Consider the following 25,565-nt stretch of genomic DNA (forward strand, 5'->3'; position numbering starts at 1 on the left):
CGGACGGAGAAAATCGCCATGAGCGACCCTCAACAAAACGCCGCCAGCGCACAGCCGCAGAACAACGGGAAGCGCAAACGGATGATGACGCTGCTGATCGCGGTCATCGTGATCGCGGCCATCGCGTACGGTCTGTACTACTTCCTCGTCGCGCGCTTCCATGAAGAGACCGACGACGCATACGTGAACGGCAACGTCGTGCAGATCACGCCGCAGGTCACGGGTACGGTGATCGCCGTGAAGGCCGACGATACGCAGACGGTCAAGGCCGGCGATCCGCTGGTCGTGCTCGATCCGGCCGATTCGCAAGTCGCGCTGCAGCAGGCCGAAGCAAACCTCGCGCAGACGGTGCGCCAGGTGCGCGGCCTGTTCGTCAACGACGACCAGTACCGTGCGCAAGTCGCGCTGCGCGACTCCGACCTGTCGAAGGCGCAGGACGACCTGCGTCGTCGCCTGGCCGTCGCGCAAACGGGCGCCGTGTCGCAGGAAGAGATCTCCCACGCACGCGACGCCGTGCGCGCCGCACAGGCCTCGGTCGACGCGGCCCAGCAGCAGCTCGCATCGAACCGCGCGCTGACCGCGAACACGACGATCGCATCGCACCCGAACGTGATGGCGGCCGCGGCAAAGGTGCGCGACGCGTACCTCGCGAACGCACGTAACGTGCTGCCCGCGCCGGTCACCGGCTATGTCGCGAAGCGCTCGGTGCAAGTCGGCCAGCGCGTGTCGCCGGGCAACCCGCTGATGTCGGTCGTGCCGCTGAACGCCGTGTGGGTCGATGCGAACTTCAAGGAAGTCCAGCTCAATCACATGCGCATCGGCCAGCCGGTCGAACTGACGGCCGACATCTACGGCTCGTCGATCGTGTACCACGGCAAGGTCGTCGGCTTCTCGGCCGGCACGGGCTCCGCGTTCTCGCTGCTGCCGGCGCAGAACGCGACGGGCAACTGGATCAAGGTCGTGCAGCGCCTGCCGGTGCGTATCGAAATCGATCCGAAGGATCTCGAGAAGCATCCGCTGCGCATCGGCCTGTCGATGCAGGTCGACGTCGACATCAAGGACGAACGCGGCGACCAGCTCGCGAACGCGCAGAACACGGTCTACGAGACCAACGTGTTCGCGAAGTACGGTGACGAAGCCGACGCCGAAATCGCTCGCATCATCGCGGCGAACGCCGGCGGCAACGCGGCGGCACCGGCCGCGGCGAAGTCGAACGGCACCGCCAAGATGATGTAACGGCTCGATTCCGGAAAAACTACCGACATGGCACAGGCTCCTGTCTCCCACCCGCCCTTGCAGGGCGGGCAACTCGTGCTCGGGACGATCGCGGTATCGCTCGCGGTGTTCATGAACGTGCTCGACACGTCCATCGCGAACGTCGCGATCCCGACCATCTCGGGCGACCTCGGCGTGTCTTCCGACCAGGGTACGTGGGTCATCACGTCGTTCGCGGTCGCGAACGCGATCTCGGTGCCGCTGACGGGCTGGCTGACCGATCGCTTCGGACAGGTTCGCCTGTTCCTCGCGTCGATCATCCTGTTCGTCATCTCGTCGTGGATGTGCGGGCTGGCACCGAGCCTGCCGTTCCTGCTCGCGTCGCGCGTGCTCCAGGGCGCGGTCGCCGGGCCGATGATTCCGCTGTCGCAATCGCTGCTGCTGTCGAGCTACCCCCGTGCGAAAGCGCCGATGGCGCTCGCCCTGTGGTCGATGACGACGCTGATCGCGCCGGTCGCGGGGCCGATCCTCGGCGGCTGGATCTCGGACAATTATTCGTGGCCGTGGATCTTCTACGTGAACATCCCCGTCGGCATCGCCGCTGCGCTTGCCACGTGGTCGATCTACCGTACGCGCGAGTCGACGGTGCGCCGCGCGCCGATCGACGGCGTCGGCCTCGCGCTGCTCGTGCTGTGGGTCGGCTCGCTGCAGATCATGCTCGACAAGGGCAAGGATCTCGACTGGTTCGCGTCGACCACGATCGTCGCGCTCGCGCTGATCGCGATCATCTCGTTCGCGTTCTTCGTGATCTGGGAACTGACCGCAGAACATCCGGTCGTCGACCTGTCGCTGTTCCGGATGCGGAACTTCACCGGCGGCACGATCGCGCTGGCGGTCGGCTACGGGCTCTACTTCGGCAACCTCGTGCTGTTGCCGCTGTGGCTGCAGACCCAGATCGGCTATACGGCAACCGACGCGGGTCTGGTGATGGCGCCCGTCGGGCTGTTCGCGATCCTGCTGTCGCCGCTGACCGGCAAGTTCCTGCCGCGCACCGACCCGCGCTACATCGCGACCGCCGCATTCCTGACGTTCGCGCTGTGCTTCTGGATGCGCTCGCTCTACACGACCGGCGTCGACGAGTGGTCACTGATGCTGCCGACGCTCGTGCAGGGCATCGCGATGGCCGGCTTCTTCATTCCGCTCGTGTCGATCACGCTGTCCGGCCTGCCCGGCCACCGCATTCCCGCGGCGTCGGGCCTGTCGAACTTCGTGCGGATCATGTGCGGCGGCATCGGCACGTCGATCTTCCAGACCGCGTGGGATCATCGGAACAACTTCCACCACGCGCAACTGGTCGAGCAGACGAATCTGTACAACCCGACGTTCAACCAGACCGTCACGCAGATGGGCAACCTCGGGCTCACGCCGGAGCAGGCGCATGGCCTGATCAACAACATGGCCACCCAGCAGGCTGCGCAACTCGGCGTGAACGATCTGTTCTACATTTCCGCGGCGATCTTCGTGCTGCTGATCGGACTGATCTGGATCACGAAACCCGAACGCGCGGGCAGCGGCGATGCGGGGGCGGCTGCGTCGGCTGCACACTGAGCCCCAGCTCAAGGCAACGCACCAAACAAAAAGCCCGGTCGATTTCGACCGGGCTTTTTTCGTTTCGACGGGCTTCGACGACGGCGCTTGCGCGCGTCACATCACTCAGCCGTCACGACGAGACGTTCGGGTGCGAGCACGCCGTTGGCCTTGCGCGCCACGCCAAGCAGGCGTCGCGCGTCGTACACGCGCACACGATCGCCTTCTGCCGCATCGATCGAATCGAGCGCCGACAGCGGCAAGCGCTGGCCGTGCAGGAAGCGCTTCGCGCTGGCTTCGTCGAGACGCACCAGCGGAAACGTCGACAGCAGCGCGTCGACCGGCTGAAGCCACGCATCGCGTGCCGCTTCGGCGGCGTCGGACAGCATGTCGAGCGTCACCGCATGCTCGAGCGTCAGCGCGCCGACACCCGTGCGGCGCAGCATCGTCAGATGCGCACCGCAGCCGAGTGCTTCGCCGATATCTTCCGCGAGCGTACGCACGTACGTGCCCTTGCTGCAGGTCACACGAAACGTCACGTCCGGCAGTTCGCAGGCGAGCAGATCGAGCGCATGGATCGTCACGTTGCGGCCTTCCCGCTCGACGGTCTGGCCCGCGCGCGCATATTCATACAGCGGCTTGCCGTCGCGCTTGAGCGCCGAATACATCGGCGGCACCTGCACGATCTCGCCGGTAAAGCGCGCAAGCGCTGCTTCCACCGCCGCGAGGCCGCATTCGACGGCACGCGTGTCGAGCACGTCGCCTTCCGCGTCGCCGGTCGTCGTGCGCACGCCGAGATGCATCGTCGCTTCGTAGGTCTTGTCGGCTTCGAGCAAGTCCTGCGAGAACTTCGTCGCCTCGCCGAAGCACAGCGGCAACAGGCCCGAGGCCAGCGGATCGAGCGTGCCGGTATGACCGGCCTTCTTCGCGAGAAGCAGGCGCTTGGCGCGAATCAATGCGTCGTTGCTCGACAAACCGACCGGCTTGTCGAGCAGAAGGACGCCGTCCAGCGCGCGCCGCGGCACGCGTGGACGCTGGTTTGCTGCAGTCGTCATAGGGCGCGCGAGCTCAGTCGTCCTTCGCGGACGCGTCGGCTTCGTCGTCGTCCTTCGCGCGTGTCGAGTTGGCTTCCTTGATCAGGCGCGACATCTCCACCGCCTTTTCGATCGTCTGATCGTAGTGGAAATGCAGCGTCGGCACGGTATGAATGTGCAGGCGCTTGAACAGCAGGTTGTGCAGGTGACCCGACGCGTGGTTCAGCGCTTCCTGCGTCTTGTCCGGATCGCCGGTGAGCGCCGTGAAATAGACCTTCGCGTGTGCGTAGTCCGGCGTGAGCTCGACGCTCTGGATGGTCACGATACCGATCCGCGGGTCTTTGACCTCGCGCATGATGAGTTCGGACAGATCGCGCTGAATCTGGTCGGCAATCTGAACGTTGCGATTGGGGGAAGTACGTTTCCTGGACATGATCGATCCGTGATCCGTTTATCAGGATAAAGCGGCGCGCCGTTGGCACGCCACCATGAAAATGGGCGGGACAGGCCCAAGCCTGCCCCGCCCCATGAGCCGATACGCGACGATTACAGCGTACGTGCGACTTCGGTCACTTCGAATACTTCGAACTGGTCGCCTTCGGTGACGTCGTTGAAGTTCTTCACCGACATCCCGCACTCGAAGCCTTGCTTGACTTCCTTCACGTCGTCCTTGAAGCGCTTCAGCGATTCGAGTTCGCCCGTGAAGATCACGACGTTGTTGCGCAGCACGCGAACCGACGACGAGCGCTTGACGATACCGTCGGTGACCATACAGCCAGCGACCGTACCGATCTTCGGCACCTTGAACACCTGGCGCACCTCGACCATACCGGTGATGACTTCGCGCTTCTCCGGCGCCAGCATGCCCGACATCGCCGCCTTCACTTCATCCACTGCGTCATAGATGATGTTGTAGTAGCGGATGTCGATACCGTTCGACTCGGCCAGCTTGCGCGCCTGCGCATCCGCACGCGTGTTGAAGCCGATGATGACCGCCTTCGATGCCGTTGCCAGGTTGACGTCGTTTTCGCTGATGCCGCCCACCGCGCTGTGCACGATCTGCACACGCACTTCGTCGGTCGACAGCTTGAGCAGCGACTGCACGAGTGCTTCCTGCGAGCCCTGCACGTCCGCCTTGATGATGAGCGGCAGGTTCTGCACTTCGCCTTCGCCCATCTGCTCGAGCATGCTTTCCAGCTTCGCGGCCTGCTGCTTCGCCAGCTTGACGTCGCGGAACTTGCCTTGACGGAACAGCGCGATTTCGCGCGCCTTGCGCTCGTCCGGCAGCACGATCACTTCCTCGCCTGCACCCGGCACTTCCGACAGACCCTGGATTTCGACCGGGATCGACGGGCCGGCTTCCTTCGTCGGCTTGCCGTTCTCGTCGAGCATCGCACGCACGCGGCCATAAGCCGTGCCTGCCAGCACGATGTCGCCACGGTTCAGCGTACCGGACTGCACCAGGATCGTCGCGACCGGGCCCTTGCCCTTGTCGAGCTTCGCTTCGATCACGATGCCCTTGGCCGGTGCTTCGATCGGTGCCTTCAGTTCCAGCACCTCCGCTTGCAGCAGCACGTTCTCGAGCAGGTCGTCGATACCGGCGCCCGTCTTTGCCGACACCGGCACGAACGGCGAATCGCCACCGTATTCTTCCGGCACGACGCCTTCCGCGACCAGTTCCTGCTTGACACGGTCCGGGTTCGCTTCCGGCTTGTCGATCTTGTTGATCGCCACGACGATCGGCACGCCACCCGCCTTCGCGTGAGCGATAGCTTCCTTCGTCTGCGGCATCACGCCGTCGTCGGCCGCCACCACCAGCACCACGATGTCGGTCGCCTTCGCGCCGCGTGCACGCATTGCCGTGAACGCCTCGTGACCCGGCGTATCGAGGAACGTGATGACGCCACGCGGCGTGTCGACGTGGTAAGCGCCGATGTGCTGCGTAATGCCGCCCGCTTCGCCCGCTGCAACCTTCGCGCGGCGGATGTGGTCGAGCAGCGAGGTCTTGCCGTGGTCGACGTGGCCCATCACCGTGACGACCGGCGGACGCGGCAATTGCTCTGCGTCGGTGCTGGTCTCGCCTTCGACCAGCAGCGCTTCCGGATCGTCCAGCTTCGCGGCAACCGCGCGGTGGCCCAGTTCTTCGACGACGATCATCGCCGTTTCCTGGTCCAGCACTTGGTTGATGGTGACCATCTGGCCCATCTTCATCATCACCTTGATGACTTCCGAGGCCTTGATCGACATCTTGTGCGCAAGATCGGCAACCGAAACGGTTTCCGGCACGTGCACTTCACGCACGATCGGTTCGGTCGGTGCCTGGAACGTCGACGAGCTGTCCTGGTGACGGCCACGACCCTTCGGGCCGCCGCGCCAGCCGCGGTCGACACCGCCGCTCGAATCGCCACGCGTCTTGATGCCGCGGCGCTTCGCTGCGTCGTCCTGCCAGCCGCCCTTGCCGCCGCCCGGCTTCTTGTTGCGATCGCCCGCACCTGCCGGAGCCTGCGTCGTCGCCGGCGCCGCACCTGCCGGCTTCTTCACGGCCGGACGTGCTTGCGCGCCCGCGCCAGCCGGCTTGGCCGGCTTGTGCAGCGTGCCCTTCGCTTCGGCCGGCTTCGGCGGTTCCACCGGCTTCGGCGGTTCGACTGCCTTGACCACTGCCTTGCGCGGCGTGTTCATCATTTCGCGGATCGCGCGCGCTTCGGCTTCTGCCGCCGCGCGACGCTTGCTGATTTCTTCCTGCTCGGCGCGCGCCTTGTCCGCCGCTTCGCGGGCAGCGTCTTCGGCCTTCTTCGCCGCTTCGCGCTGTGCCGCACGTTCTGCGGCCGCGCGTGCTTCGTCCTGTGCGGCCGGCGCCGGCGCGGCCGGTGCAGCGGCTGCTTCCTGCTTGGCCTCGACGGCCTGCTGAGCAGCAGCCTGCTGTGCTGCGGCGGCTTCGGCCGCGGCACGCTTCGCCGCCGCCTCTTCCTCGGCGCGACGACGCTCGGCTTCAGCCGCTTCCTCGCGGGCGCGGCGCTCGGCTTCCTCGCGCTCGAGGCGTTCCTGACGCTCGCGCAGTTCCTGCGCCTGCTTCTCGAGCAGCTCGGCCTCGCGGCGCGCCTCTTCCTCGCGACGCTTCAGTTCCGCGTCGTCGTCCGCTTCGGCGACCTGCGCCTGACCCTGTTCCGCACCCTCGCTCACTTCGTCGCGCTTGACGAACGTGCGCTTCTTGCGGACCTCGACCTGAATGGTGCGAGCCTTGCCCGTCGCGTCAGATTGCTTGATCTCCGACGTATGCTTGCGGGTCAGCGTGATCTTGCGCTTGTCGCCGTCGGTTGCGCCGTGCGACTTGCGCAAATGATCGAGCAGACGCGCCTTGTCCGCTTCGGACAGCGCATCGTCTTCACTCGCTTTCTGGACGCCCGCTGCCTGCAGCTGCTCGAGCAGCACACCAGCAGGCATTTTCAGTTCCGCGGCAAATTGGGCTACGTTGTTACTCGCCATTCATTCCTCTTAGTGCAAGGACCGATTCCTTGCTGTTAGCATCGGGTCAGGCCATACGGCCGCCATCAAATCAGTGCGCCATGGTCATTTCTCACTGGAACCAATGTTCACGTGCTTTCATGATCAACGCCTTAGCGGCATCCTCTTCCATTCCGGTCATGTCGACCAGTTCATCCACAGCCAGCTCGGCGAGATCGTCGCGCGTCTGCATGCCGTGTTCGGCCAGCTTCGCGAGCAACTCCGGCGTGACGCCGTCGAGGCCCTTCAAATCCAGCGCTGCATTCTCGACCTTTTCTTCGTTCGCGATCGCCATCGTCAGCAATGCGTCGCGTGCGCGGTTGCGCAGCTCATGCACGGTGTCCTCATCGAATGCCTCGATTTCGAGCATTTCGTTGAGCGGCACATAAGCGATTTCTTCGAGACTCGTGAAGCCTTCGTCGATCAGGATATCGGCAACTTCTTCGTCGACATCGAGACGCGCCATGAACAGCGCACGCAGGCGGTCGCGTTCCTCACCCTGCTTCAGGGCGGACTCGTCCGGCGTCATGATGTTGATCTGCCAGCCGGTCAGTTCGCCGGCAAGGCGAACGTTCTGACCGCTGCGGCCGATCGCGACAGCCAGCTCGTTCTCGTCGACGACGACGTCCATCGAGTGCTTTTCTTCATCGACGACGATCGACTGGACAGCTGCCGGCGCGAGCGCGCCGATCACGAACTGGGCGGGATCCTCCGACCATAGCACGATGTCGATGTTTTCGCCACCAAGCTCGTTGCGCACGGCCTGCACGCGCGAGCCGCGGATGCCGACACAGGTGCCGATCGGATCGATCCGCTTGTCGTAGGCGATCACGCCGATCTTCGCGCGCACGCCCGGATCGCGAGCAGCTGCCTTGATCTCGAGCAGGCCCTGCTCGATTTCCGGCACTTCCATCTCGAACAGCTTCATCAGGAATTCCGGCGCCGTGCGCGACAGTTCGATCTGCGGGCCGCGCGCGGTGCGGTCGACCTTCGCGATGTACGCGCGCACGCGGTCGCCCACGCGCAGGTTTTCCTTCGGGATCAGCTGGTCGCGGCGCAGCAGCGCTTCGACACGGCCCGATTCGACGATGAAATTGCCCTTGTCGAGGCGCTTCACCGTCCCCGTCATGATCTTTTCGCCGCGCTCGAGGTAGTCGTTCAGGATCTGCTCGCGCTCTGCATCGCGCACCTTCTGCAGGATCACCTGCTTCGCAGCCTGCGCGCCGATACGGCCGAACTCGATCGACGGCACCGGCTCCTCGATGAATTCGCCGACTTCGACGTCGGACTTCTGCTCACGCGCTTCGAACAGCAGGATCTCGCGATCCGGCTCCTGCAAGCCCGCCTCGTCGGGTACGACGAGCCAGCGACGGAAGGTTTCGTGCTCGCCGCTTTCGCGATCGATATGGACGCGGATTTCGGCGCCTTCGTCGAACAGCTTCTTGGACGCGGACGCGAGCGCAGCCTCGAGGGCGCCCAGCACCACATCCTTGTCGACGTTTTTCTCGCGCGCCAGCGCATCCACCAGCATCAACACTTCGCGACTCATTATTTGCGGCTCCTAAAGTCAACTTGCGGAATCAGGCGGGCTTTATCGATATCGGCCAGCGTGAAATCCAGCATGGCTGCCTCGCCCTTCTCCCTCTCAAATTCCAAACCGATCGTTTCGCCATTCGGCGCGTGCAGAATGCCCCGGTACGTCTTGCGCCCGTCCAGCGGCTTTTTCAAGGTCACGGAAGCTTCACTGCCGGCGAAGCGCTCGAAGTCGGCCAGTTTCTTCAACGGGCGGTCGAGCCCCGGGGACGAGACTTCAAGCCGTTCGTAATCGATGTTTTCGACCGTCAAGACGTGCTGGAGCTGACGCGTGACCTTTTCGCAATCTTCGAGCGAGATGCCGGCAAGCTGATCGATATAGATGCAAAGCATGCCGCGCCCGGTGCGCTCAAGATCCACCAGCTCGTAGCCGAGCCCGGTGACCGTGGTTTCTATCAGTTCCGTCAGTTGCACAGTGTCCTCTCAGGTGTTCGCGCCCGCCGCTCGCGATTCACCCGCGGGCGCGCGCCTTAGCCGGCGCAGGAAGCGCTACCCGAGATGCCTAACCGTTTCAGCAAAAAAAAATGGGCGGAACGCCCATCTTCTTACTGGTGGTCGCACCTGAGCCGCACATTGAATCCGTACGCCCAGCGACTCCGCGATTATAGCGATTTTTGGCGCAAACGCCAAGCCAGCCGGTAAAAGCGGCGCCCAGCCCGCCTTTACCGACCAAAAATGCGAAACCGGACCGTCCGACGAAGCGGAACAATCCGGCTGCGCGACATATATACAGTCGGCGACGTGCCGACAAAACCGAAACGACGTCGATTCCGTCGGCACACCGCGGCTTCACACCACGGTACGCCAGAAGCGCTCAGCGGCCGCGCGAGCGATTGCGCTGCGGACGCTGCTGACCGCCGCGCGCGCCGCCACCACCACCGTTACCGGCGCCTTCGGCGCGATTGCCGTTCGGATTGCGGTTGCCACCCTTGCTGCCACCGCGCTTGCCGCCGGCACCTTCACGCTTCGGACCGGCGCCATACGACGCGCGGTTGCCGTCGACATCGCGACCGCCGCCCGAGCGATTGCCGTAACCCGACGGCGAAACCGGCAGGCTGCCGTAACCGCTCAGACCCGGCAGGCCCGGGCCGCCGCGACGGCCACCGCCGCCGCGACGCGGCTGATCGAGCTGGCCATGCGTCGTCAACACCGGCTCACGGCCAATGAAGCCCATCGACGTCTGCATCGGATCCGGCTGGCGGCGCTCGGCCTGACCACCCGCACCGCGCTTGCCCTTTTCCTCGGCCGGCGCCTTCAGGCCGACAGTCGCCATCAGCTTGCGCACCTGCGCCTCGTCGAGCTCTTCCCAGCGACCGCGCTTCAGGCCGCGCGGCAGCGGAATCGGGCCGTGGCGCGTACGGATCAGGCGGCTCACCATCAGGCCGGCCGCCTCGAACATCCGGCGCACTTCGCGGTTGCGGCCTTCGGCCAGCGCGACGTGATACCAGTGGTTCGTGCCCTCGCCGCCGCCATCGCGGATGCGCAGGAAGTTTGCCGGGCCGTCATCGAGTTCGACACCGTGCAGCAGCTTCTGCCGCATGCCTTCGGACAGTTCACCGACGACGCGCACCGCATATTCGCGCTCGACGCTGTAGCGCGGATGCATGAAGCGGTTCGCGAGATCGCCCGAAGTCGTCAGCATCAGCAGACCTTCGGTATTGAAATCGAGACGGCCGACCGCGAGCCATTTCGCCGTCTTCATCGGCGGCAGGCGGTCGAACACCGACGGACGGCCTTCCGGGTCCGCATGGCTGACGATCTCGCCGGTCGGCTTGTGGTACAGCAGCACGCGCGGCGGCTTGTTCGGCAGCTTGCGCTTGACCGGCTTGCCGTTGATCCGGACCTGGTCGGTCGGCATGATGCGCTGGCCAATGTGCGCAGGCTCGCCGTTCACCGACACGCGGCCGGCGACGATCAGTTCTTCCATTTCGCGACGCGAGCCCATGCCCGCTTCCGCGAGCACCTTGTGAAGCTTCGGCGCGTCGTCGTCCGGCGACAGCACGCGCTTGTTCGTCGGCTGACTCCGGCCGCGGCGCAGCATCGGCGCACGCACGCCGCTACCGCCCGCCGCGTTGTCCGCGTCGAATGCCGGCGACGTCACATAGGCGAACAGGTCATCCTGCGACGCCTCGCCGTCGGCCTTCGCTGCGCCGCTTTCGGCTTTCGCCGCACCGCCGCGCCGCCCCTGGCCGCTTTGCGCGCCCTGAGTACCCTTGGCTGCGCCTTCGCGTTTGCCGGCCGGCTTGCGCGCGCCTCGGGCCGCCCCTTCCTTGCGCGGTGCCCGGGCGGGCTGCTGCGCTTCCGCGGTTTCGGCCGGCTGCGCTTCTTCGCCTTCGCCGCCCTGCGGCTCGCCGTCGGCGCCCTTCGACTTGGCCGCCGCGCGGCGACGTGCGATCAGGCTGCGCGGGCCGCGTCGCAGACCGCGGCGGGGACGCTCGTCACCACCCGCGGCCGGAGCGTCCTGCTCCGGCGCATCGTCGGCACGCGCAGCCTGCACGGCAGGCGCGGACGATTCAATATCGTGGATATCTGTCAAAACAACCTCAAAATGTCAGGTCTCGCGCCCGGCGGGGGCGCGGCAAGAAGTCGGCCGCGATCAGGCGCGGCGCTGTTCGGGTTCTGCTTCGTCGTCCGGCAGCACGTCGGCGCCGATGGGCGCGCTGGCACTGCGTACGGCATCGGCAAGACTGTCGGACGTATCGTCCAGCATCTCGCCGTCCGCTGGACGGGAGCGCGAGGCGTCGGCCTGACCGGCCTTGTCCGGCATGTCGCCGGCCGCTTCCGCTCCATCTCCGGCAACCGCGTCGGCGGCCGGCTTGCGATCTTCCTCGTTCCATTCCGCGCGCAGCGGCTCGGGCTGCACGCCGGCCGGCGCTGCTTCGGCGCCGCCCTGTTCCGTTTGCCCGCGATCGACGTCCAGCGTATCGCGGTTCGGCATTTCCTGCGTCGCCGCGACGTCGGTCGCGACAGCGTTCGACTGCTCATCGGCCGCCACTTCGCCCGCTTCCGACAGACCGTCGGCAACCGGCGCATCGCCGTCGAAGTCCATCGCCTGCTGCGCGAGCAGCGCGGCCTCGATGTTCGCGGCTGGCTCCTCGAGCGCAGGCAGGTCGTCGAGCGCCTTCAGGCCGAGATCGTCGAGGAACTGCTTGGTCGTCGCGTACAGCGCCGGGCGCCCCGGCACGTCGCGATGCCCGATCACTTCGATCCAGCCGCGATCCTCGAGCTGCTTGACCACCTGCGTATTGACCGTGACGCCGCGAATCTCCTCGATGTCGCCGCGCGTGACGGGCTGCCGATACGCGATGATCGCGAGCGTTTCGAGCACCGCGCGCGAATATTTCGGCGGTTTCTCGGGATGCAGGCGATCCAGAAAATGGCGCATCGCCGGTTTGCTCTGAAAACGCCACCCGGTTGCCAGCGCCACCAGTTCGACGCCGCGACCGGACCAATCCTGTTTCAGATCTTCGAGCAACGTGCGGACCGTGTCAGCCGACACGCCGTCGGCAAAGAGCTTGCGCAAATCACCGAGCTTCAGCGGTTCCTGCGCGCAGATCAAAGCAGTCTCGAGGACGATCTTCGCCTCTTGGGTATTCATGCAGCTAGGCCAGACCCTGTGGTCAAACGAACCGGATCAACAAACAGACGAAAGGAACGGAAGACGCGCTCGCCCGATTCTGATCGGTCATATTGATGGGAGCACGAACCGGGGGCGGCGAATCAACTTCAGGCCAGGCCCAAACCGGACGGAAACAGCACGGCTCAACGGCGGAACCGCGTGACTGAGCGCCATATTACGCAAAATTGTCCGGTGCGTAAAGACAAGCCGAACGCCCCGCCGCCCGCACGCCGCGCCCGCTCCGTCCCCGCTTCAGCGCGGAGCCGAGCCGCGCGCAAGGAAGTTGCGCAGGCGCTCGACGCCCGCATCGAGCCGCGCGGGGGCGCACGCATAGCACCAGCGCACGAAGCCTTCTCCCTCGGGACCGAATGCGCGCCCGGGTGCCAGTCCGAGTCCGGCCTCACGCACCAGCGCCTTGCAGAACGCGAGGCTGTCGTCGGCGCCCGGCAAGCGCAGGAACAGATACATCGCGCCCGGCGGAGGCGGCACGTCGACGCCCGGCAACGTCCGCAGCGCGGCGACCAGATGATCGCGCGCGTCGCGCAGCGACGTGACGAACGACTGCACGAACGGCTCGCCGTCACGCAGCGCGACCTCGCCCGCGGCCTGCACGAAACCCGGCGCACACGACGTGTTGTACTCGACCAGCTTCGACAGATCGCTCATGACCGACGCCGGTGCGACGAGCCATCCGAGCCGCCAGCCCGTCATCGCCCACGCCTTCGAAAACGAATTCACGACAACCACCCGGTCGTCACGCGATGCGACATCGAGGAACGACGGCGCACCGCCCGGCCCGAACGCAAGCCGTTCGTACACTTCATCGGCGACCAGCCAGATTCCATGCCGCCGGCAGTGCGCGAGCACCGCTTGCTGGTCGTCGCGCGACATGGTCCAGCCGGTCGGATTGTTCGGCGAATTGACGAGCAGCATCCGCGTGTCGGGGGTCAGCGTCGCAAGCAGGCGATCGACGTCGAGCTGCCAGCCCGCATCGCCATGGCCGAGCGGCACGCATTCGACATGCGCACCGACGATCTTCGGGATTTCGACGAGATTCGGCCAGAGCGGCGTGACGGCGACGACGCGATCGCCAGGACCGGCCAGCATTTGCGCGGCCAGCATCAGCGCGCTGACGCCCGAACTCGTCACGGCGATCGTATCGGCCGACGTCGCGCCGTGACGTGCGCTCACGTAGGCTGCGATCGCGTCGCGCAGCGGCGCAGTGCCGAGATTGTGCGTGTAGAAGGTCGCACCGTCGCGCAGCGCCGCGGAGGCCGCGTCACGAATGAACGCCGGCGTCACGCGATCCGATTCACCGAACCAGAACGGCAGCACGTCGGGCACGCCGGAGCCTGCGTTCGCCACGTCCCTGATCAGCGACGCACGCAGCCCCTGCACTGCGCTGCGTGCGGCCGGCTCGCCCGTCGCCGGACCGAAATCTGCGGAATGCGCCATCGAGAACCACCGCCGAGGAACACGATCCGCGTAGTGTACCGGCCCGCGCACCGGACCGGTGCCGTCAGTCGAGGTCCTCCGCCCGCGCCGGCATCTGGCGCGCGAGTTCCCAGATCGCCTGCGCAGCCGGCGACAACGACCGATCGCGGCGGCGCACCAGCTCGACGGTACGCTCGGTACGTGGCGTCAACGGCCGCGCGACCAGCGTCGATCCGGCCGGCAGCGGCAGCGACAGCCACGGCTGCACGCTCACGCCGACACCGGCCTCGACCAGGCCGAACACCGTCGCCGAATGCCCGAGCTCCTGCATGACCGTCGCGTTCACGCGATGGGCGGCCAGTGCCGCGTCGATCAACGGCCGGCTTCCGGACGCATGGTCGAGGAGCACGAGGCGCTCGCCGTCGAGCGCGGTCCACGGCACCTCGGCGCGCGCCGCGAGCGGATGATCGGCACGTGCGACGAGACAGAACGAGTCGGTCATCAACGGTTCGCACACCAGATCGGCGACGGCGAGCGGCCCGATGACGACACCGAAGTCGACCTCGCTCGACTTCACCTTGCGCAGCACATCGCTCTGCACGTCGTCGCGCAGGCCGAGCGTGACGAACGGGAACTGGCGCTCGCACGACGCGACGACGCGCGGCATCAACCGGCACGCGATCGTCGGGCTCGCCGCGACGATCACGCGCCCGCGCCGTTGCTCGCCAATCTCACGAATCTCGCGCAGCGTGTCGTCGAGATCGTCGATCAGACGCGACACGCTGGCGATCAGGTTCGCGCCGACATCGGTCAGTTGCACGTCGCGAGTCGTCCGGTCGATCAGCTTCAGTCCGAGCTCGGCCTCCAGTTCGCGCACGCAGCGGCTGACCGCGGACTGCGTCAGGCCGATCTCGTCGCCCGCGCGACTGAAGCTCTTCAACCGCGCAACCTCGATGAATACGCGAAGCTGGCGCAGCGTAACGTTCATCACCTCACCTCATCAATCGTGGATACCGATGCGCGATTTTAATGCGCGAAACCGGCCTCGATGCGCAATTCCGGCACCGCCCGCACATGTTTCGCTGCGGTGCAATATTCGCGCAAACGCACGTGGTACGGGCGAATTGCACAAGATTGGTGATTGTCCCGATTTGCTGCGCGGTTATTTTGGCGTCTTATACGCCCCTAGCTGACTTAGCCGTTAGCTCGCTGCCAAGCGGCTCTCGAGGGAATCGCCCCCGACGTGGCACGCTTCGTGCATTACCTGGCGCACAGGGCGCAGGTTTCGTCGGACTGAAGGCAGTAACGCCGCTGCCGGCCAACCGGACGCCCCCACCCGGCACTCGACGCTCGAGTGCTTGAAGAGTGCGCGGCGCAGGGCAGCGCACCGGAGTTAGCTTCGCTGAGGTGAGGACATGATGCTGTTCGACGATTTGAGAGATAACGAGTGGGCGCTGGTCGAGGGTCTGTTTTGCTCGGAACCCGAACGGAGCGAACGGCGCGGCCGTCCCCGCGTGGAGGCCCGTTCGGTGGTCAATGCAGTGCTGTGGGTACTGTCGACGGGTGAAGGCTGGTCAAAGCTGCCGGGCCGCTATCCGTCCCCGCCGACCTGCCGCCGCCGCTTCGATGAATGGCAGGCAGACGGCACGCTCGCCGAAATCGTCAAGCGACTCGGCACGAGCGGCCGCCAGATTTCGCTGCGCGGGCGCATCGGCGCGAGCGCGGCAAAGCCGCCCGCGCCGCCGAGCCGCGACCGGCTGCGCGGCGCCTTCTGGACCAACCCGGAATCCTGGCGCGCCCCGGTGAAGATGGCGTAACACATGCTCGATCGGGCGGCCTCGGCCGCCCGGTTTCTTTTCGGCGCCACTCGTTTGCATGGCGCCGCGTTGCCGTCGATTACCGTTGTCGCGCAGCGATACATCTATTTACCAATATTTACAGCAACCCTGCACTCCCACGCTTACCTTAGCGACATATCAACAGGCCGCACCGACGGCTTGAAGGGAGCCCCGCCATGAAATCAATGTCACTGCTCGTCGCATGCGGCATTGTCATTTCGCTGGCGCTGACCGCCCCCGCTCACGCAGACGATCGCGCGAAGCCGCCTCACCGCCAGCAGGATCACCGAAACACCCTCCGCCAGCAGCAGCCCGTTGCGCCGCCGAACCGACAGACCGTGCCGCGCGGCGACCTGCGCGGCGATATCGCGAGCAATGCGCGTGCGCGTATCGGCTCGCAGCCGTCCGACATGCCGCGTCATCCGTAACGCCGGTATTTCTGCAGGATTTCGTCAAAGAAAATTCCCGGATCCGGGAACTGCCCGGCATACGATGAGTCACATCGTTGCCATGAGCACAGCGTGGCAACAGCAAAAGTATCCGGTACGCCCGTATCCTCGTGATACGGGCTTTTTTTGTGCGCCGGCGACGGCGCACACGAGGACAGGAAGATTCGCCGCTACAGGCGGCTTTCGAGAATCGCCACGGCGCTTGCGTCGCTCAGCACGTAGTCGTCCGTGCGGCGATCGGTCCAGGACAACAATTTCTCGTCGCGCTCGAGGCGCGCACATTCTGCTCGACCATTGTCGGTGAGCACCGCGATGTCGACCGGTGCATGAAAACCCGGCGCGGGCGCAACGGTCTTTTGCCTGACCGTGTCCATCAGCCCAAGCGACCGAAGATACTCGAACACGCCCGGGCGGCGCGCCCACGGTACCTGGCGGTACTGCACTCGTCTCAATGCGTCGAGCACCGCTTCGTTGGAATACGTGGCCATCTCGATTCTTTCTTAAAGTGCAGCGACAATGCGAAGCGGTGCGCCGGGCAGGGTCTCCGCCCGCCGATACCGCCACCGATTCTGGAAGCCGACGTTCGGCGTCGCGTCAGGGCCGGATCGTCAGCCGTCCATAAAAAGACACCATACCCCAATCAAATTGATTCTGTTCGATTCATTTGTACTTCTCTTCATCTGTTTCATGCTCTGCCGCAAGCGGCGTCGACTCATTGCAATCGTCGCCGCCGCCCTGTTCTGGCTGCTCGCGACAGGCTGGCTCGCCGCACCGCTCATCGCATGGAGCGAAGCAGGCGTCACACCCGTCGAGCACCCCGACATGCGCGGCAATACGACGCTGATCCTGATCGGCGCCGGCACGCGACGCGCCGATTCCGGACTGCGGCCGCCGCCCGACGGCGATGCACGCATCCGCAAGACCGCGGCGCTCTACCGCACGTGCCGACAACACGCCACCCGCTGCACCGTCGTGATGTCGGGCGGCGATCCGCAACATCACGGCGACACCGAAGCGGCCGTCTACGGGCGCCAGCTCATCGCGCAGGGTGTGGATTCTCACGACCTCGTTCTGGAGCCGAAGAGCCGCACGACCTATGAAAATGCGAAATTCACTGCGTCTATACTACGCTCACAACATGACGACTCGCTCATTCTCGTTACGTCGTCATACCAGATGCGTCGCGCGCTGCTCGATTTCCGCCGTTTCGGCCTCGATCCGCAACCCGTGTATTCGAATCGCCGACGTGCACAGACGGGCTGGCTGCCCCGCCGGCACAACCTGGTCGACGCCGAACAGGCACTGCACGAGCTGGTCGGCATCGCGCAATTTCACGTGTACCGGATGCTCGGATGGTTTTGACAGGCGACACGCACCGGACGTGCAACGGTAGCCCTGCTCGCGATGGCATCCGCGTGACGGAATGCCCGAAGTGTTGCGCGACTTCAACGGGGCCTTGCGTGACGCGGCGATCCGGTGCACATTGATCCGTCACTTTTGTTACACTCGACACGCACTCGATTGCAGTCGCCAGACAAAACGGCAACACTCGGGTTCATCACCACTTAGCGGAGGTAAAGCAATGAAGAAGACGTCCCTGGCTATCCTGGTTGCGATGTCGGCGCTGACTGGCGCAGCGTATGCGCAAGAGAGCACGCAAATCCAGACCATCACCGACCCGGCCAAGATCGCCGAGATCGAGCAGCGCGCGCAAGCCCTGCAACAGCAGCAAGCAGCCGAGGCTGCACAGCCTGCGGTGCGTGAAGAAGAGCACCACCGTCATCACGGCAAGAAAGCTCACCACAAGGCAGCAAAGAAGGCCGGCAAGGCCGCGCCGGCAGACGCCGCAAGCCAGTAAGTTCGGCGGCACCGCACAAGCGAAAAGCCGAATCCGGGCAACCGGATTCGGCTTTTTTGGTTGCGGCGCCTGCGCGCTGTGCTAAAGTCGCGCACCGAAATTTTCCACCCGTGCGCACCCCGGTGCGGAGGACAGCATGAGCAACATTCAACTCGACATCGAGTGGACCGAAGCAGCCACTCGCAAGATCAAGCAACTGATGCCGCGCGGCTCGGAGGACGCATTCCTCGCGCTGCCGCCGATCGAGTGCCTGCCGATGGAAGGCGACGTGCTTTTCCTCGGCCCGCAAGGCAAGCAGCAGCCGTTCATCGTGGCCGAACGCCAGTATCACCATGACGGCGACGCCGACTGGACGATCATCCTGATCCTGGACGTACCCAGCGCGTCGCACTGACACGGCGGCGGCCGGCAATGCGTCCGGCCGCATCGCCCTGCTCACATGAGCTTCGACAGCACGCGGATCTCGGAACGATCGATCCAGTCCGCGGCCGCTTCCCGATAGGCCAGAATATGTGCGGAACGCGCGTGCGCGGCCAACGCCTCCTCGCTTTCCCAGCGCTCGACGAATACGAACCGTGCCGGCTCCTTCAGATCCCGGTGCAAGTCGTACTGCAGCGCGCCCGCTTCCTTGCGGGTCGGCTCGACGATTCCCTCGAGCACCGCGCGCAACTTCTCTTCCACGCCAGGCTTTGCCACGATCAGCGCGACGACTGCGATTTCCGCCATTCCCGACTCCTTCATTCAGAAAAGTCCGAGAATACGTGAATCCCGCATCGGCCGGATCGACACGTCTTCGATGACGGCCCACCAAAAAAATTGCCCGCGCTTCAGACGAAGCGCGGGCGAAACCGTCGCCCTACGAGGATAGGCGACGGGGCCATCGGGACCCGCGCACGGCACGGATCGTCATCGGTTGTACCGGCGCTCGCCGCGCCGGCGTTTGAAAACGCCGGTACCGTTGTTCGCGCGTTCGCGACGCACGCCCGGCATCTGACGCCATCCTCCCTGTTTCACAATTCCAACATATAAAGCAGGTTGCGTGCCAACCGAGAATGCGTAGTCATACCATTGATCCATAAGGGTATTTTCCGGAGTCATGACGATGTAACACCCGTTCTGCCGCCGTAACGCGCGGATGTTACGTAACGTCACACGGAGGGACCGAACCTCTCGCACACACCAATACCAATGCGTGCGGGCATAAAAAAACCCGCCGGATGGCGGGCTTTTCAGGATCGGGAACGACCGCGATCAGCGCAGCTGATTCACGAGCAGTGCCATGATCTGCCGGGCCGGCGACGACGTATCGATCGCGCCCGAATCGTCGATGACCGCGATACGCGTCTGATCCGGCGTCAGCGCCTTCACGTTCACGCGATATTGCTTCGCCTGCTTTTCCTTCTTGCCGTGGAACAGCTGGCTCCAGAAACCCTGCTCGGCCGCACTCAGATCCTTCGGATCGACGTAGCGCACGAAATACAGGCCCTTCGTGCGATCGCGATCGTCGACCGTGAAGTTCGCGCGGTCGAGTGCGAGGCCGACGTGCAGCCACGACCGGTCGTACGGCTCGCCGAGCGTGACTTCGGACGGAACCGAGCCGGACGAGTCGACATCGTTTCCTTGCGACGACGCACGCGCAACGTTCTGCGCGGCAATCGCCGCGGCGGCAGCCTTCGATGCGTCCGTGTCGGCCTTCTTGTCCTTCGACACCGCGTTGTCGTTGATGTTGGCGATCGGCGGTTCGCCGTTCTTCGCACGCTGCTCGTTCTGCGCGAGCACCGCCATCAACCGCTTCAGGTATTCCGTCTCGAGCGCAGGATCGTTCGGCTTCGCTTCCCACTTGCTCGAATCGTTGTTCGCGCCGGTGAGCGCCTCGCGCATACCCTTCTGGCTGATGAACACGTAGGTGCCGCCGTCGGGCGCCGAATCGAGACGCGTGCGGTACTTGTTGCGCTCGGCCGTCACGTACGAGTTGCCCATCGCTTTCGAAATCACGCCGCGAATCAGGCCGTCGTTGATCTGCGGATGGGTTTCGTTCCAGTCGGTTTCCATCACGCCCTTGTCGCGCTGGTCGACGACCAGCAGGAAACCTTGCTCCTGCCAGAAACGGCGAACCTGCGGCCAGATGTCGGCAGGCTTCCTGCCGTCGATCACGAGCCAGCTCTCGGTACCGTCACGCTGGATATGCATGCCCGAAACGGCGGGAGCGACGGTGTCCGTCGCGGGGGCCGCTTGTTGAACCTGCTGGAGCGCGGACAGGGAAGTCGCACCGCCCTGCGGCGGCAGCGAGCGCTGATCGGCCGTCTCGTCGAGCATGTTGGGCGGCACTGCGAGCGACGCTTCCTTCGATTTCGAATCGCTCTTGTAGTCCACTTTCGTGGGCGACGACGTACCGCAACCGGCAACGAGCGCGCCGGTGGCGAGCACTGCAGCGAACCGCATGGTAAGACGAAGATCAGTCATGTTCGGGGAATCCTCTTCCGCTAAATCACGGCGCTTTCCGTGGATCAACCTTGCATTTTACCGGGGCCGCGCCGGGATGTGCAAAAAAGCGACGGGCAAGAAAAAACCCGCGTCAGCCTGAACTGACGCGGGTTCTTGTCTGGTCGGGGCGAGAGGATTTGAACCTCCGACCACCTGCACCCCATGCAGGTACGCTACCAGGCTGCGCTACGCCCCGAAAGAAAAAAATTATAACAGACAGTTGTCCGGTTTAGAACGGGTCATATGCATTTTGTGGCCGTTCTTGTGAAATTTTTCGACGAATGCGCCGATGACCGACGCTCAAACCGCATCGCAGCGAAGCCCTTCTCCCATTCCCGCCTCATCAAAAAGGACGATGGCCGTTTCGCCACGGATCGCTACCGTGCGCTTACCCGGCGCGAGCGCGGTGCGCACGGCGGATCGTCCGGCCGCACGTCGATCGACGCGACCCATCCGCGCTTCGCCGCATCGTGCGGAAAGCGCCGGCAGCGGTCCCGATCGCCACCGCGATCGCGACTTCCCGTAACAGTCTCCGACAAAGGCCAGTGAATGAACCAGAAAAACAAAATTTCCCGTAGACATTTTCTTCGGCTGGGTGCCGGCACGTTGGGCCTCGCGCTCGGAAGCACGTCGCTGCTGTCCGCGTGCGGCGGCGACTCGATCTCGGTCGCCCCGGTCACGACGCCCAGACTCGGTTCGGCGGCGAACTTTCGTGACGCCGCGGGCCCCGATGGAACGGGCTACGCGACGGCAAGCGGCGCAGCGATGAAAAAGGCGTGATCTACCGGTCGTCGGCGCTCGCGTTGTCCGCTGCCGACGTTGCGACGGTCGGCACGCTCGGCATCACGCGGGTCTGCGACCTGCGCACGACAGCCGAAATCCACGCGCAGCCGGATGTGCCGCTGGCCGGCGCCACATGGCAGAACCTCAACGTGCTCGGCGTCACCGATATCGGTCCGCTTCCGACCAACGGCGCGACCGCAACAGCCTTCATGCAGGACATGTACCGGGCGTTCGTGACGACGGAAACGGCGCGGACGAGTTACCACGCGCTATTCGCCGGTTTTGCCGCGTCCGGCGGCAATCTCGTCTTTCACTGCACGGCCGGCAAGGATCGCACCGGCTGGGCAGCGGCCATTCTGCAAACGATCGTCGGCGTCCAGCAGCAGACGATTTTCGCGGATTACCTGCTGACCAACATGTACAGCGCGTCCGAAATCGCCGCCTATGTCGCGCAGGCGCGGAAAAGTGGCGGAGAGGATGCGGCCGACATGATGGCCGCGCTGCAGGGCGCGCAAACGGCCTACCTGCAAGCGGCATACGATCAGGCCGCCACGTCGTACGGGTCGATGGCATCGTCATCGACAGCGGCCTGCAACTCGACCAGGCAACGCAGAATGCGATCCGGCAGCGCCTGCTGGTCTGATCGCCCCCCGCCGGCGAAATAGCAAAATCGCCCCATTGCCGCCCCCGAATCGGTCGCGAGGTTCGGCCGATGCGTAACCCGGCACCGGCCAACAGCGTGTTGACGCCAGGTTCGCCGATCCGGCGCCGGGCGGGTTGCCATCTCGAAAACAAAAACCAAACGACCGTTTGATCCCGTCGCCCCGCAGCCGCGAAGCCTTTGTCCTGCCGCGCGCGGGCCGGTCCCGCTCCGGCTCCCGCTGTTTGGTAACGCCGCTCTAGCGCGCTATGACACACTGCACGGCATCGACGTCCGCGCCGTGCATCGGCCCCGCGCGTTCGTCGATCACGACAAGACATGGAGACAGACGATGCGGAATGCGGTCCGGCGCGGCCATCGCTCGCCTTTGGCAATTTTCGACTGGATGTTCGGCCCGCGGCGCGCGGCCATTTCGATTTCACATGGCGCGCCCCGTGCGCTCGGCTGCAGCGCGCTTGCGCTCGCGCTGCTCTGCGCCGGCTGTGCGGAACCTGCCGCGCAGCGCGACGGCAACGCATCGAGCGCGTCGACGAAGATCGAACGCGCAAAAGCCGAACGTCTCGCGCAAGAACAGCAGATCGCTCGCGCCGTACCGTCGCTCGCATCGATCAGCCTCACGCAGCCGCGCCCCCTTACGCTGCGCGACTCGGGTCAGAGCGGTGCGATGACGTTTCTGCGCGACGTCGATTTTCGCATCGTCAATAACCTCGGCTTCTTCATCCATCAGTTATCCGCAACACTCGTGCCGACGCAGGCCGGCGCGCCGATCGTGTTCGACGATCCGACGAGCTTCGAGATCGACGTGCACGAGGGCGCCGTCACGCTCGACAACGCGAAACTGACGGCGCTGTTCAATACGTACATCTTCGGTTATCGCTACGCGCCGCTGCGCAAGCTCGTCGTATCGGCCGGCGACGGCGTGATCCATCTGCAAGGCGAGATGCAGCGCGACGGCTGGGTACCGTTCTCGCTGACCGGCACGCTCGCGATCCGCGACGGCAGCCAGCTCGTGTTCCACCCGACCGGCGTGCGCGTATCGGGCATCAACGCACAGCCGGTGATGCGCGCAGCCAACGTGAAGATGGCCGATCTGCTGAAGGTGGAAACGCCGATCGCGCGACTCGCCGGCGACGACCTCGTGATGTCGGTCGACAAGCTGATGCCGCCGCCGCGGCTGAAGATCAGGATCACCGCGCTGCGCGTGACGCCGGCCGGCCTCGACCTGACGCTCGACGACGGCACGCACGCCGGCTTCGCGCTGCCCGCGAACGCACCGCAACAGGCAATGTACATTCGCGGCGGCGACGTGAAGTTCATGCGCTCGATGCCGATGAACGCCGATATCCTGATCGGCCCCGTCGATCCGACCCAGCGTAACCAGAACTTCGTGTTCGACCTGTACCACTACCGCGATCAGGTGTCGGCCGGCTATTTCAATTTCAACGAAAACGGCGCGATGACGATCCGGATGCCGTCGTACGCGGGCCCGGCAAGCGGCGCGCCGCTCGGCAATGCAGCCGCTCGCCTGAACGACAGTTTTCTCACCGCACAACAGAACGCGCTACACGATTCGCGCCAGCACTGGGAAGCGTTTGCGCTCGCGGCCAGCGCCACGCAGCCGGGCATGCAGAAAGTCGCGATGCGGCGTTCGTCGACGACCCCGTTCAACGAACGGCACGTGTCGAACCGCAACCCGACGATCCATCTGCACAACGTCGACTTCAACCTGTCCGGCGACATCGGCTTCCATGTCGAGGATCTCGACGCGCTACTCGTTGCGAAACGCCCCGGCGAACCGGTCGACCTCGACGATCCGAACCAGTACGACATCCACATTCTCGGCGGTACGGTCGTCGAGTCGTGGAAGGCGATGTCGGCGCTCTTCAACAATTATCTGCTCGACTACTCGCCGCGCTCGCTGAACGACCTGCAATTGAGCGCGGACGGCCAGGATCTGCGCGTCCAGGGCGGCATCAAGCTGTGGAATCACGTACCGGGCGTATGGCTGCCGACCGACATGCAGGGCTCCCTGTCGGTGCTGGACGACCGGCACCTCGCATTCAAGCCGTCACAGGTGTCGGTGCTCGGCGTCCCGCAGGCAAAGCTGTTGCGCTCGCTCGGCATCGAGCTCGCGTCGCTGACGCCGCTGCAGCGCCGCGGCGCCGAATTGCGCGGCGACACGCTCGTGCTCGACCAGTACACCGTGTTTCCGCCGCCGATGCTCAACGGCAAGCTCGGTCAGGCGACGGTCGAACGCGACGGGCTGCGCCTCACGTTCCGGCGCGCCGCCGACGCGCCGGCGCCGAAGCGGCCGCAGATCGACGCGCCGAGCTACATGTGGATGGAAGGCGGCGACATGAAGATGTTCAACGTGCTCGAACTCAACGTGCGCGCGTTGATCCGGAACTCGGCCGCGACCGGCCCGATGCGCTTCGATCTCTACGGCTATCGCAGCCAGGTCGCGCAGGGGTCGGTGCGGATGCTGCCGGACGGCACGCTGGTCGTCGACATGGGGCAGCCGAATCCGCTCGCGTCGCGCTGACGAGCGCGGCCCGCATGCGTGAAAAAGCCCGGTGGCGCTTCGTTCGCCAACTGGGCTTTTCCGGGTTCCGATTCGAGCATCTCGCTCAGTCGTGCTTCAGTCCGTCGATCACGTCGAGCAGCGCCTGCCGCAATGCGACTACGTCGACCGTCGTCCCCGGCTTGCCCGGCGCGCGCACATCGGCGGCCGATGCTTCGGGGTCGGCCAGTGCCGCAGCAGCGCGTTCGCCGCCGGGCGAATCGAGCCGGTTGCGCGCCCCGTTGATCGTGAACCCCTGTTCGTACAGCAACTCGCGAATCCGCCGGATCAGCAGCACTTCGTGGTGCTGATAGTACCGGCGGTTGCCGCGGCGCTTCACCGGCCGCAACTGCGTGAATTCCTGTTCCCAATAACGCAGCACGTGCGGCTTGACCCCGCATAGTTCGCTGACTTCACCGATCGTGAAGTAGCGCTTCGCGGGAATCGGAGGCAAGACGACTTTCTCAACCGTAGTGGTCATCGTCGGTTAACCGTCGGTAAAGGGTGCGCGGCGGCCGCGCGGAGACGTCGGCGCGCGGGCTTTACTCCGCGCCGTTTTCGACCAGCGCCTTCAGCTTCTGGCTTGCGTGGAAGGTTACCACCCGGCGGGCCGCGATCGGAATCGCCTCGCCCGTTTTCGGATTGCGGCCCGGACGCTGCGGCTTGTCGCGCAGCTGGAAGTTGCCGAACCCCGACAGCTTGACGCTTTCACCGTTTTCAAGCGCGTCGCGGATCACTTCGAAGAACGCCTCGACCATGTCCTTCGCTTCACGCTTGTTCAGCCCGACGCTGTCGAACAGCAGCTCCGCCAGTTCCGCTTTCGTCAGCGTCGGCGTCTCGGTGGACGCCGGCGCCGAAGCGTCGCGGTTCATGGCGCTGCGTTGCGCCGTCAGGAGGGCTTCGAATTCACTCGAGGTCATGTCGTTCATATCTGCCATACAGCGCGTTA

At 65.0% G+C, this 25,565-nt stretch carries 23 protein-coding genes, 1 tRNA gene and 1 pseudogene; 10 read left to right on the forward strand and 15 right to left on the reverse strand.

Annotated features, from left to right (window positions below; translation table 11 throughout):
• The first annotated feature begins 18 nt into the window (after positions 1-18).
• Both BME24068_RS10940 and BME24068_RS10945 read left to right on the forward strand, forming a co-directional pair.
• The gene (locus BME24068_RS10940; RefSeq protein WP_096506821.1) at positions 19-1,236 is read left to right on the forward strand and encodes an HlyD/EmrA/EmrK family protein; all 1,218 of its coding nucleotides are present in this window, start codon (positions 19-21) and stop codon (positions 1,234-1,236) included.
• A 27-nt stretch (positions 1,237-1,263) separates the two neighbouring features.
• On the forward strand, positions 1,264-2,823 hold the full coding sequence (locus BME24068_RS10945; protein WP_174926065.1) for a DHA2 family efflux MFS transporter permease subunit: 1,560 nt from the start codon (positions 1,264-1,266) through the stop codon (positions 2,821-2,823).
• A gap of 101 nt (positions 2,824-2,924) precedes the next feature.
• On the opposite strand, the gene truB is transcribed toward BME24068_RS10945, so the two are convergent.
• The 9 genes from truB to BME24068_RS10990 all read right to left on the reverse strand — a co-directional run bounded on the left by truB (position 2,925) and on the right by BME24068_RS10990 (position 14,971).
• Positions 2,925-3,857 carry a tRNA pseudouridine(55) synthase TruB gene (gene truB, locus BME24068_RS10950; RefSeq protein WP_174926066.1) on the reverse strand — a complete coding sequence of 311 codons (933 nt, stop codon included), beginning with the start codon at positions 3,855-3,857 and terminating at the stop codon, positions 2,925-2,927.
• Between the two features lie 13 nt (positions 3,858-3,870).
• Positions 3,871-4,269, reverse strand: coding sequence for a 30S ribosome-binding factor RbfA (rbfA, locus tag BME24068_RS10955; protein WP_096506824.1), 399 nt, complete (start codon positions 4,267-4,269; stop codon positions 3,871-3,873).
• 113 nt (positions 4,270-4,382) lie between these two features.
• Positions 4,383-7,319: a translation initiation factor IF-2 gene (infB, locus tag BME24068_RS10960; RefSeq protein WP_096506825.1), complete on the reverse strand. Its 2,937-nt coding sequence runs from the start codon at positions 7,317-7,319 to the stop codon at positions 4,383-4,385.
• A gap of 91 nt (positions 7,320-7,410) precedes the next feature.
• Complete coding sequence (gene nusA, locus BME24068_RS10965; protein WP_096506826.1) at positions 7,411-8,886, reverse strand: transcription termination factor NusA; 1,476 nt, start codon at positions 8,884-8,886, stop codon at positions 7,411-7,413.
• Positions 8,886-9,344: a ribosome maturation factor RimP gene (rimP, locus tag BME24068_RS10970; RefSeq protein ID WP_096506827.1), complete on the reverse strand. Its 459-nt coding sequence runs from the start codon at positions 9,342-9,344 to the stop codon at positions 8,886-8,888. The genes nusA and rimP overlap by 1 nt, the downstream gene beginning before the upstream one ends.
• Before the next feature lie 400 nt (positions 9,345-9,744).
• Positions 9,745-11,466, reverse strand: a complete 1,722-nt coding sequence (gene rluB, locus BME24068_RS10975; protein ID WP_174926067.1) for a 23S rRNA pseudouridine(2605) synthase RluB — start codon at positions 11,464-11,466, stop codon at positions 9,745-9,747.
• Positions 11,467-11,526: 60 nt separating this feature from the next.
• Entirely contained in the window at positions 11,527-12,528 is a 1,002-nt protein-coding gene (scpB, locus tag BME24068_RS10980; RefSeq protein WP_096506829.1) for an SMC-Scp complex subunit ScpB, read from the reverse strand.
• A gap of 273 nt (positions 12,529-12,801) precedes the next feature.
• Positions 12,802-14,004, reverse strand: coding sequence for a pyridoxal phosphate-dependent aminotransferase (locus BME24068_RS10985; protein ID WP_174926068.1), 1,203 nt, complete (start codon positions 14,002-14,004; stop codon positions 12,802-12,804).
• A 64-nt stretch (positions 14,005-14,068) separates the two neighbouring features.
• Positions 14,069-14,971 (reverse strand): LysR family transcriptional regulator, encoded by a 903-nt coding sequence (locus BME24068_RS10990; protein ID WP_096506831.1) that lies wholly within the window; start codon positions 14,969-14,971, stop codon positions 14,069-14,071.
• A 430-nt stretch (positions 14,972-15,401) separates the two neighbouring features.
• Between BME24068_RS10990 and BME24068_RS10995 the strand changes: the two are divergent.
• Positions 15,402-15,797, forward strand: a pseudogene (locus BME24068_RS10995) (transposase); the annotation flags it as partial.
• A 200-nt stretch (positions 15,798-15,997) separates the two neighbouring features.
• Complete coding sequence (locus BME24068_RS34970) at positions 15,998-16,249, forward strand: hypothetical protein (protein ID WP_096506833.1); 252 nt, start codon at positions 15,998-16,000, stop codon at positions 16,247-16,249.
• Positions 16,250-16,440: 191 nt separating this feature from the next.
• On the opposite strand, the gene BME24068_RS11005 is transcribed toward BME24068_RS34970, so the two are convergent.
• Entirely contained in the window at positions 16,441-16,758 is a 318-nt protein-coding gene (locus tag BME24068_RS11005) for a hypothetical protein (RefSeq protein ID WP_096506834.1), read from the reverse strand.
• Between the two features lie 157 nt (positions 16,759-16,915).
• Between BME24068_RS11005 and BME24068_RS11010 the strand changes: the two genes are divergently transcribed.
• The 3 genes from BME24068_RS11010 (at position 16,916) to BME24068_RS11020 (ending at position 18,522) form a co-directional block, all read left to right on the forward strand.
• The gene (locus BME24068_RS11010) at positions 16,916-17,632 is read left to right on the forward strand and encodes a YdcF family protein (protein WP_239007920.1); all 717 of its coding nucleotides are present in this window, start codon (positions 16,916-16,918) and stop codon (positions 17,630-17,632) included.
• A gap of 220 nt (positions 17,633-17,852) precedes the next feature.
• Complete coding sequence (locus BME24068_RS11015) at positions 17,853-18,128, forward strand: hypothetical protein (protein ID WP_096506836.1); 276 nt, start codon at positions 17,853-17,855, stop codon at positions 18,126-18,128.
• 136 nt (positions 18,129-18,264) lie between these two features.
• Positions 18,265-18,522 carry a DNA-binding protein gene (locus BME24068_RS11020; RefSeq protein ID WP_096506837.1) on the forward strand — a complete coding sequence of 86 codons (258 nt, stop codon included), beginning with the start codon at positions 18,265-18,267 and terminating at the stop codon, positions 18,520-18,522.
• Positions 18,523-18,563: 41 nt separating this feature from the next.
• Here BME24068_RS11020 and BME24068_RS11025 read toward each other — a convergent pair whose 3' ends face one another.
• The 3 genes from BME24068_RS11025 to BME24068_RS11035 form a co-directional block, all read right to left on the reverse strand.
• The gene (locus BME24068_RS11025) at positions 18,564-18,854 is read right to left on the reverse strand and encodes a putative quinol monooxygenase (RefSeq protein ID WP_096506838.1); all 291 of its coding nucleotides are present in this window, start codon (positions 18,852-18,854) and stop codon (positions 18,564-18,566) included.
• Between the two features lie 525 nt (positions 18,855-19,379).
• Positions 19,380-20,591, reverse strand: coding sequence for an outer membrane protein assembly factor BamC (bamC, locus tag BME24068_RS11030; RefSeq protein WP_096506839.1), 1,212 nt, complete (start codon positions 20,589-20,591; stop codon positions 19,380-19,382).
• Between the two features lie 140 nt (positions 20,592-20,731).
• Positions 20,732-20,808: transfer RNA gene (locus BME24068_RS11035), tRNA-Pro, on the reverse strand.
• 353 nt (positions 20,809-21,161) lie between these two features.
• Between BME24068_RS11035 and BME24068_RS34975 the strand changes: the two genes are divergently transcribed.
• The 3 genes from BME24068_RS34975 (at position 21,162) to BME24068_RS11045 (ending at position 24,598) form a co-directional block, all read left to right on the forward strand.
• Positions 21,162-21,392 carry a hypothetical protein gene (locus BME24068_RS34975; protein WP_239007910.1) on the forward strand — a complete coding sequence of 77 codons (231 nt, stop codon included), beginning with the start codon at positions 21,162-21,164 and terminating at the stop codon, positions 21,390-21,392.
• A gap of 23 nt (positions 21,393-21,415) precedes the next feature.
• Positions 21,416-22,060 carry a tyrosine-protein phosphatase gene (locus BME24068_RS11040; RefSeq protein WP_239007911.1) on the forward strand — a complete coding sequence of 215 codons (645 nt, stop codon included), beginning with the start codon at positions 21,416-21,418 and terminating at the stop codon, positions 22,058-22,060.
• Between the two features lie 327 nt (positions 22,061-22,387).
• The gene (locus tag BME24068_RS11045; RefSeq protein WP_174926070.1) at positions 22,388-24,598 is read left to right on the forward strand and encodes a hypothetical protein; all 2,211 of its coding nucleotides are present in this window, start codon (positions 22,388-22,390) and stop codon (positions 24,596-24,598) included.
• A gap of 85 nt (positions 24,599-24,683) precedes the next feature.
• Here BME24068_RS11045 and BME24068_RS11050 read toward each other — a convergent pair whose 3' ends face one another.
• Together BME24068_RS11050 and BME24068_RS11055 are read right to left on the reverse strand one after the other, a co-directional pair.
• The gene (locus BME24068_RS11050; RefSeq protein ID WP_096506841.1) at positions 24,684-25,097 is read right to left on the reverse strand and encodes a MerR family transcriptional regulator; all 414 of its coding nucleotides are present in this window, start codon (positions 25,095-25,097) and stop codon (positions 24,684-24,686) included.
• A 61-nt stretch (positions 25,098-25,158) separates the two neighbouring features.
• Positions 25,159-25,545, reverse strand: coding sequence for an integration host factor subunit alpha (locus tag BME24068_RS11055; protein WP_006486093.1), 387 nt, complete (start codon positions 25,543-25,545; stop codon positions 25,159-25,161).
• Positions 25,546-25,565 lie beyond the last annotated feature (20 nt).

It is taken from the genome of Burkholderia anthina (assembly GCF_902498995.1).
In the GTDB taxonomy this organism is placed as follows: domain Bacteria; phylum Pseudomonadota; class Gammaproteobacteria; order Burkholderiales; family Burkholderiaceae; genus Burkholderia; species Burkholderia anthina.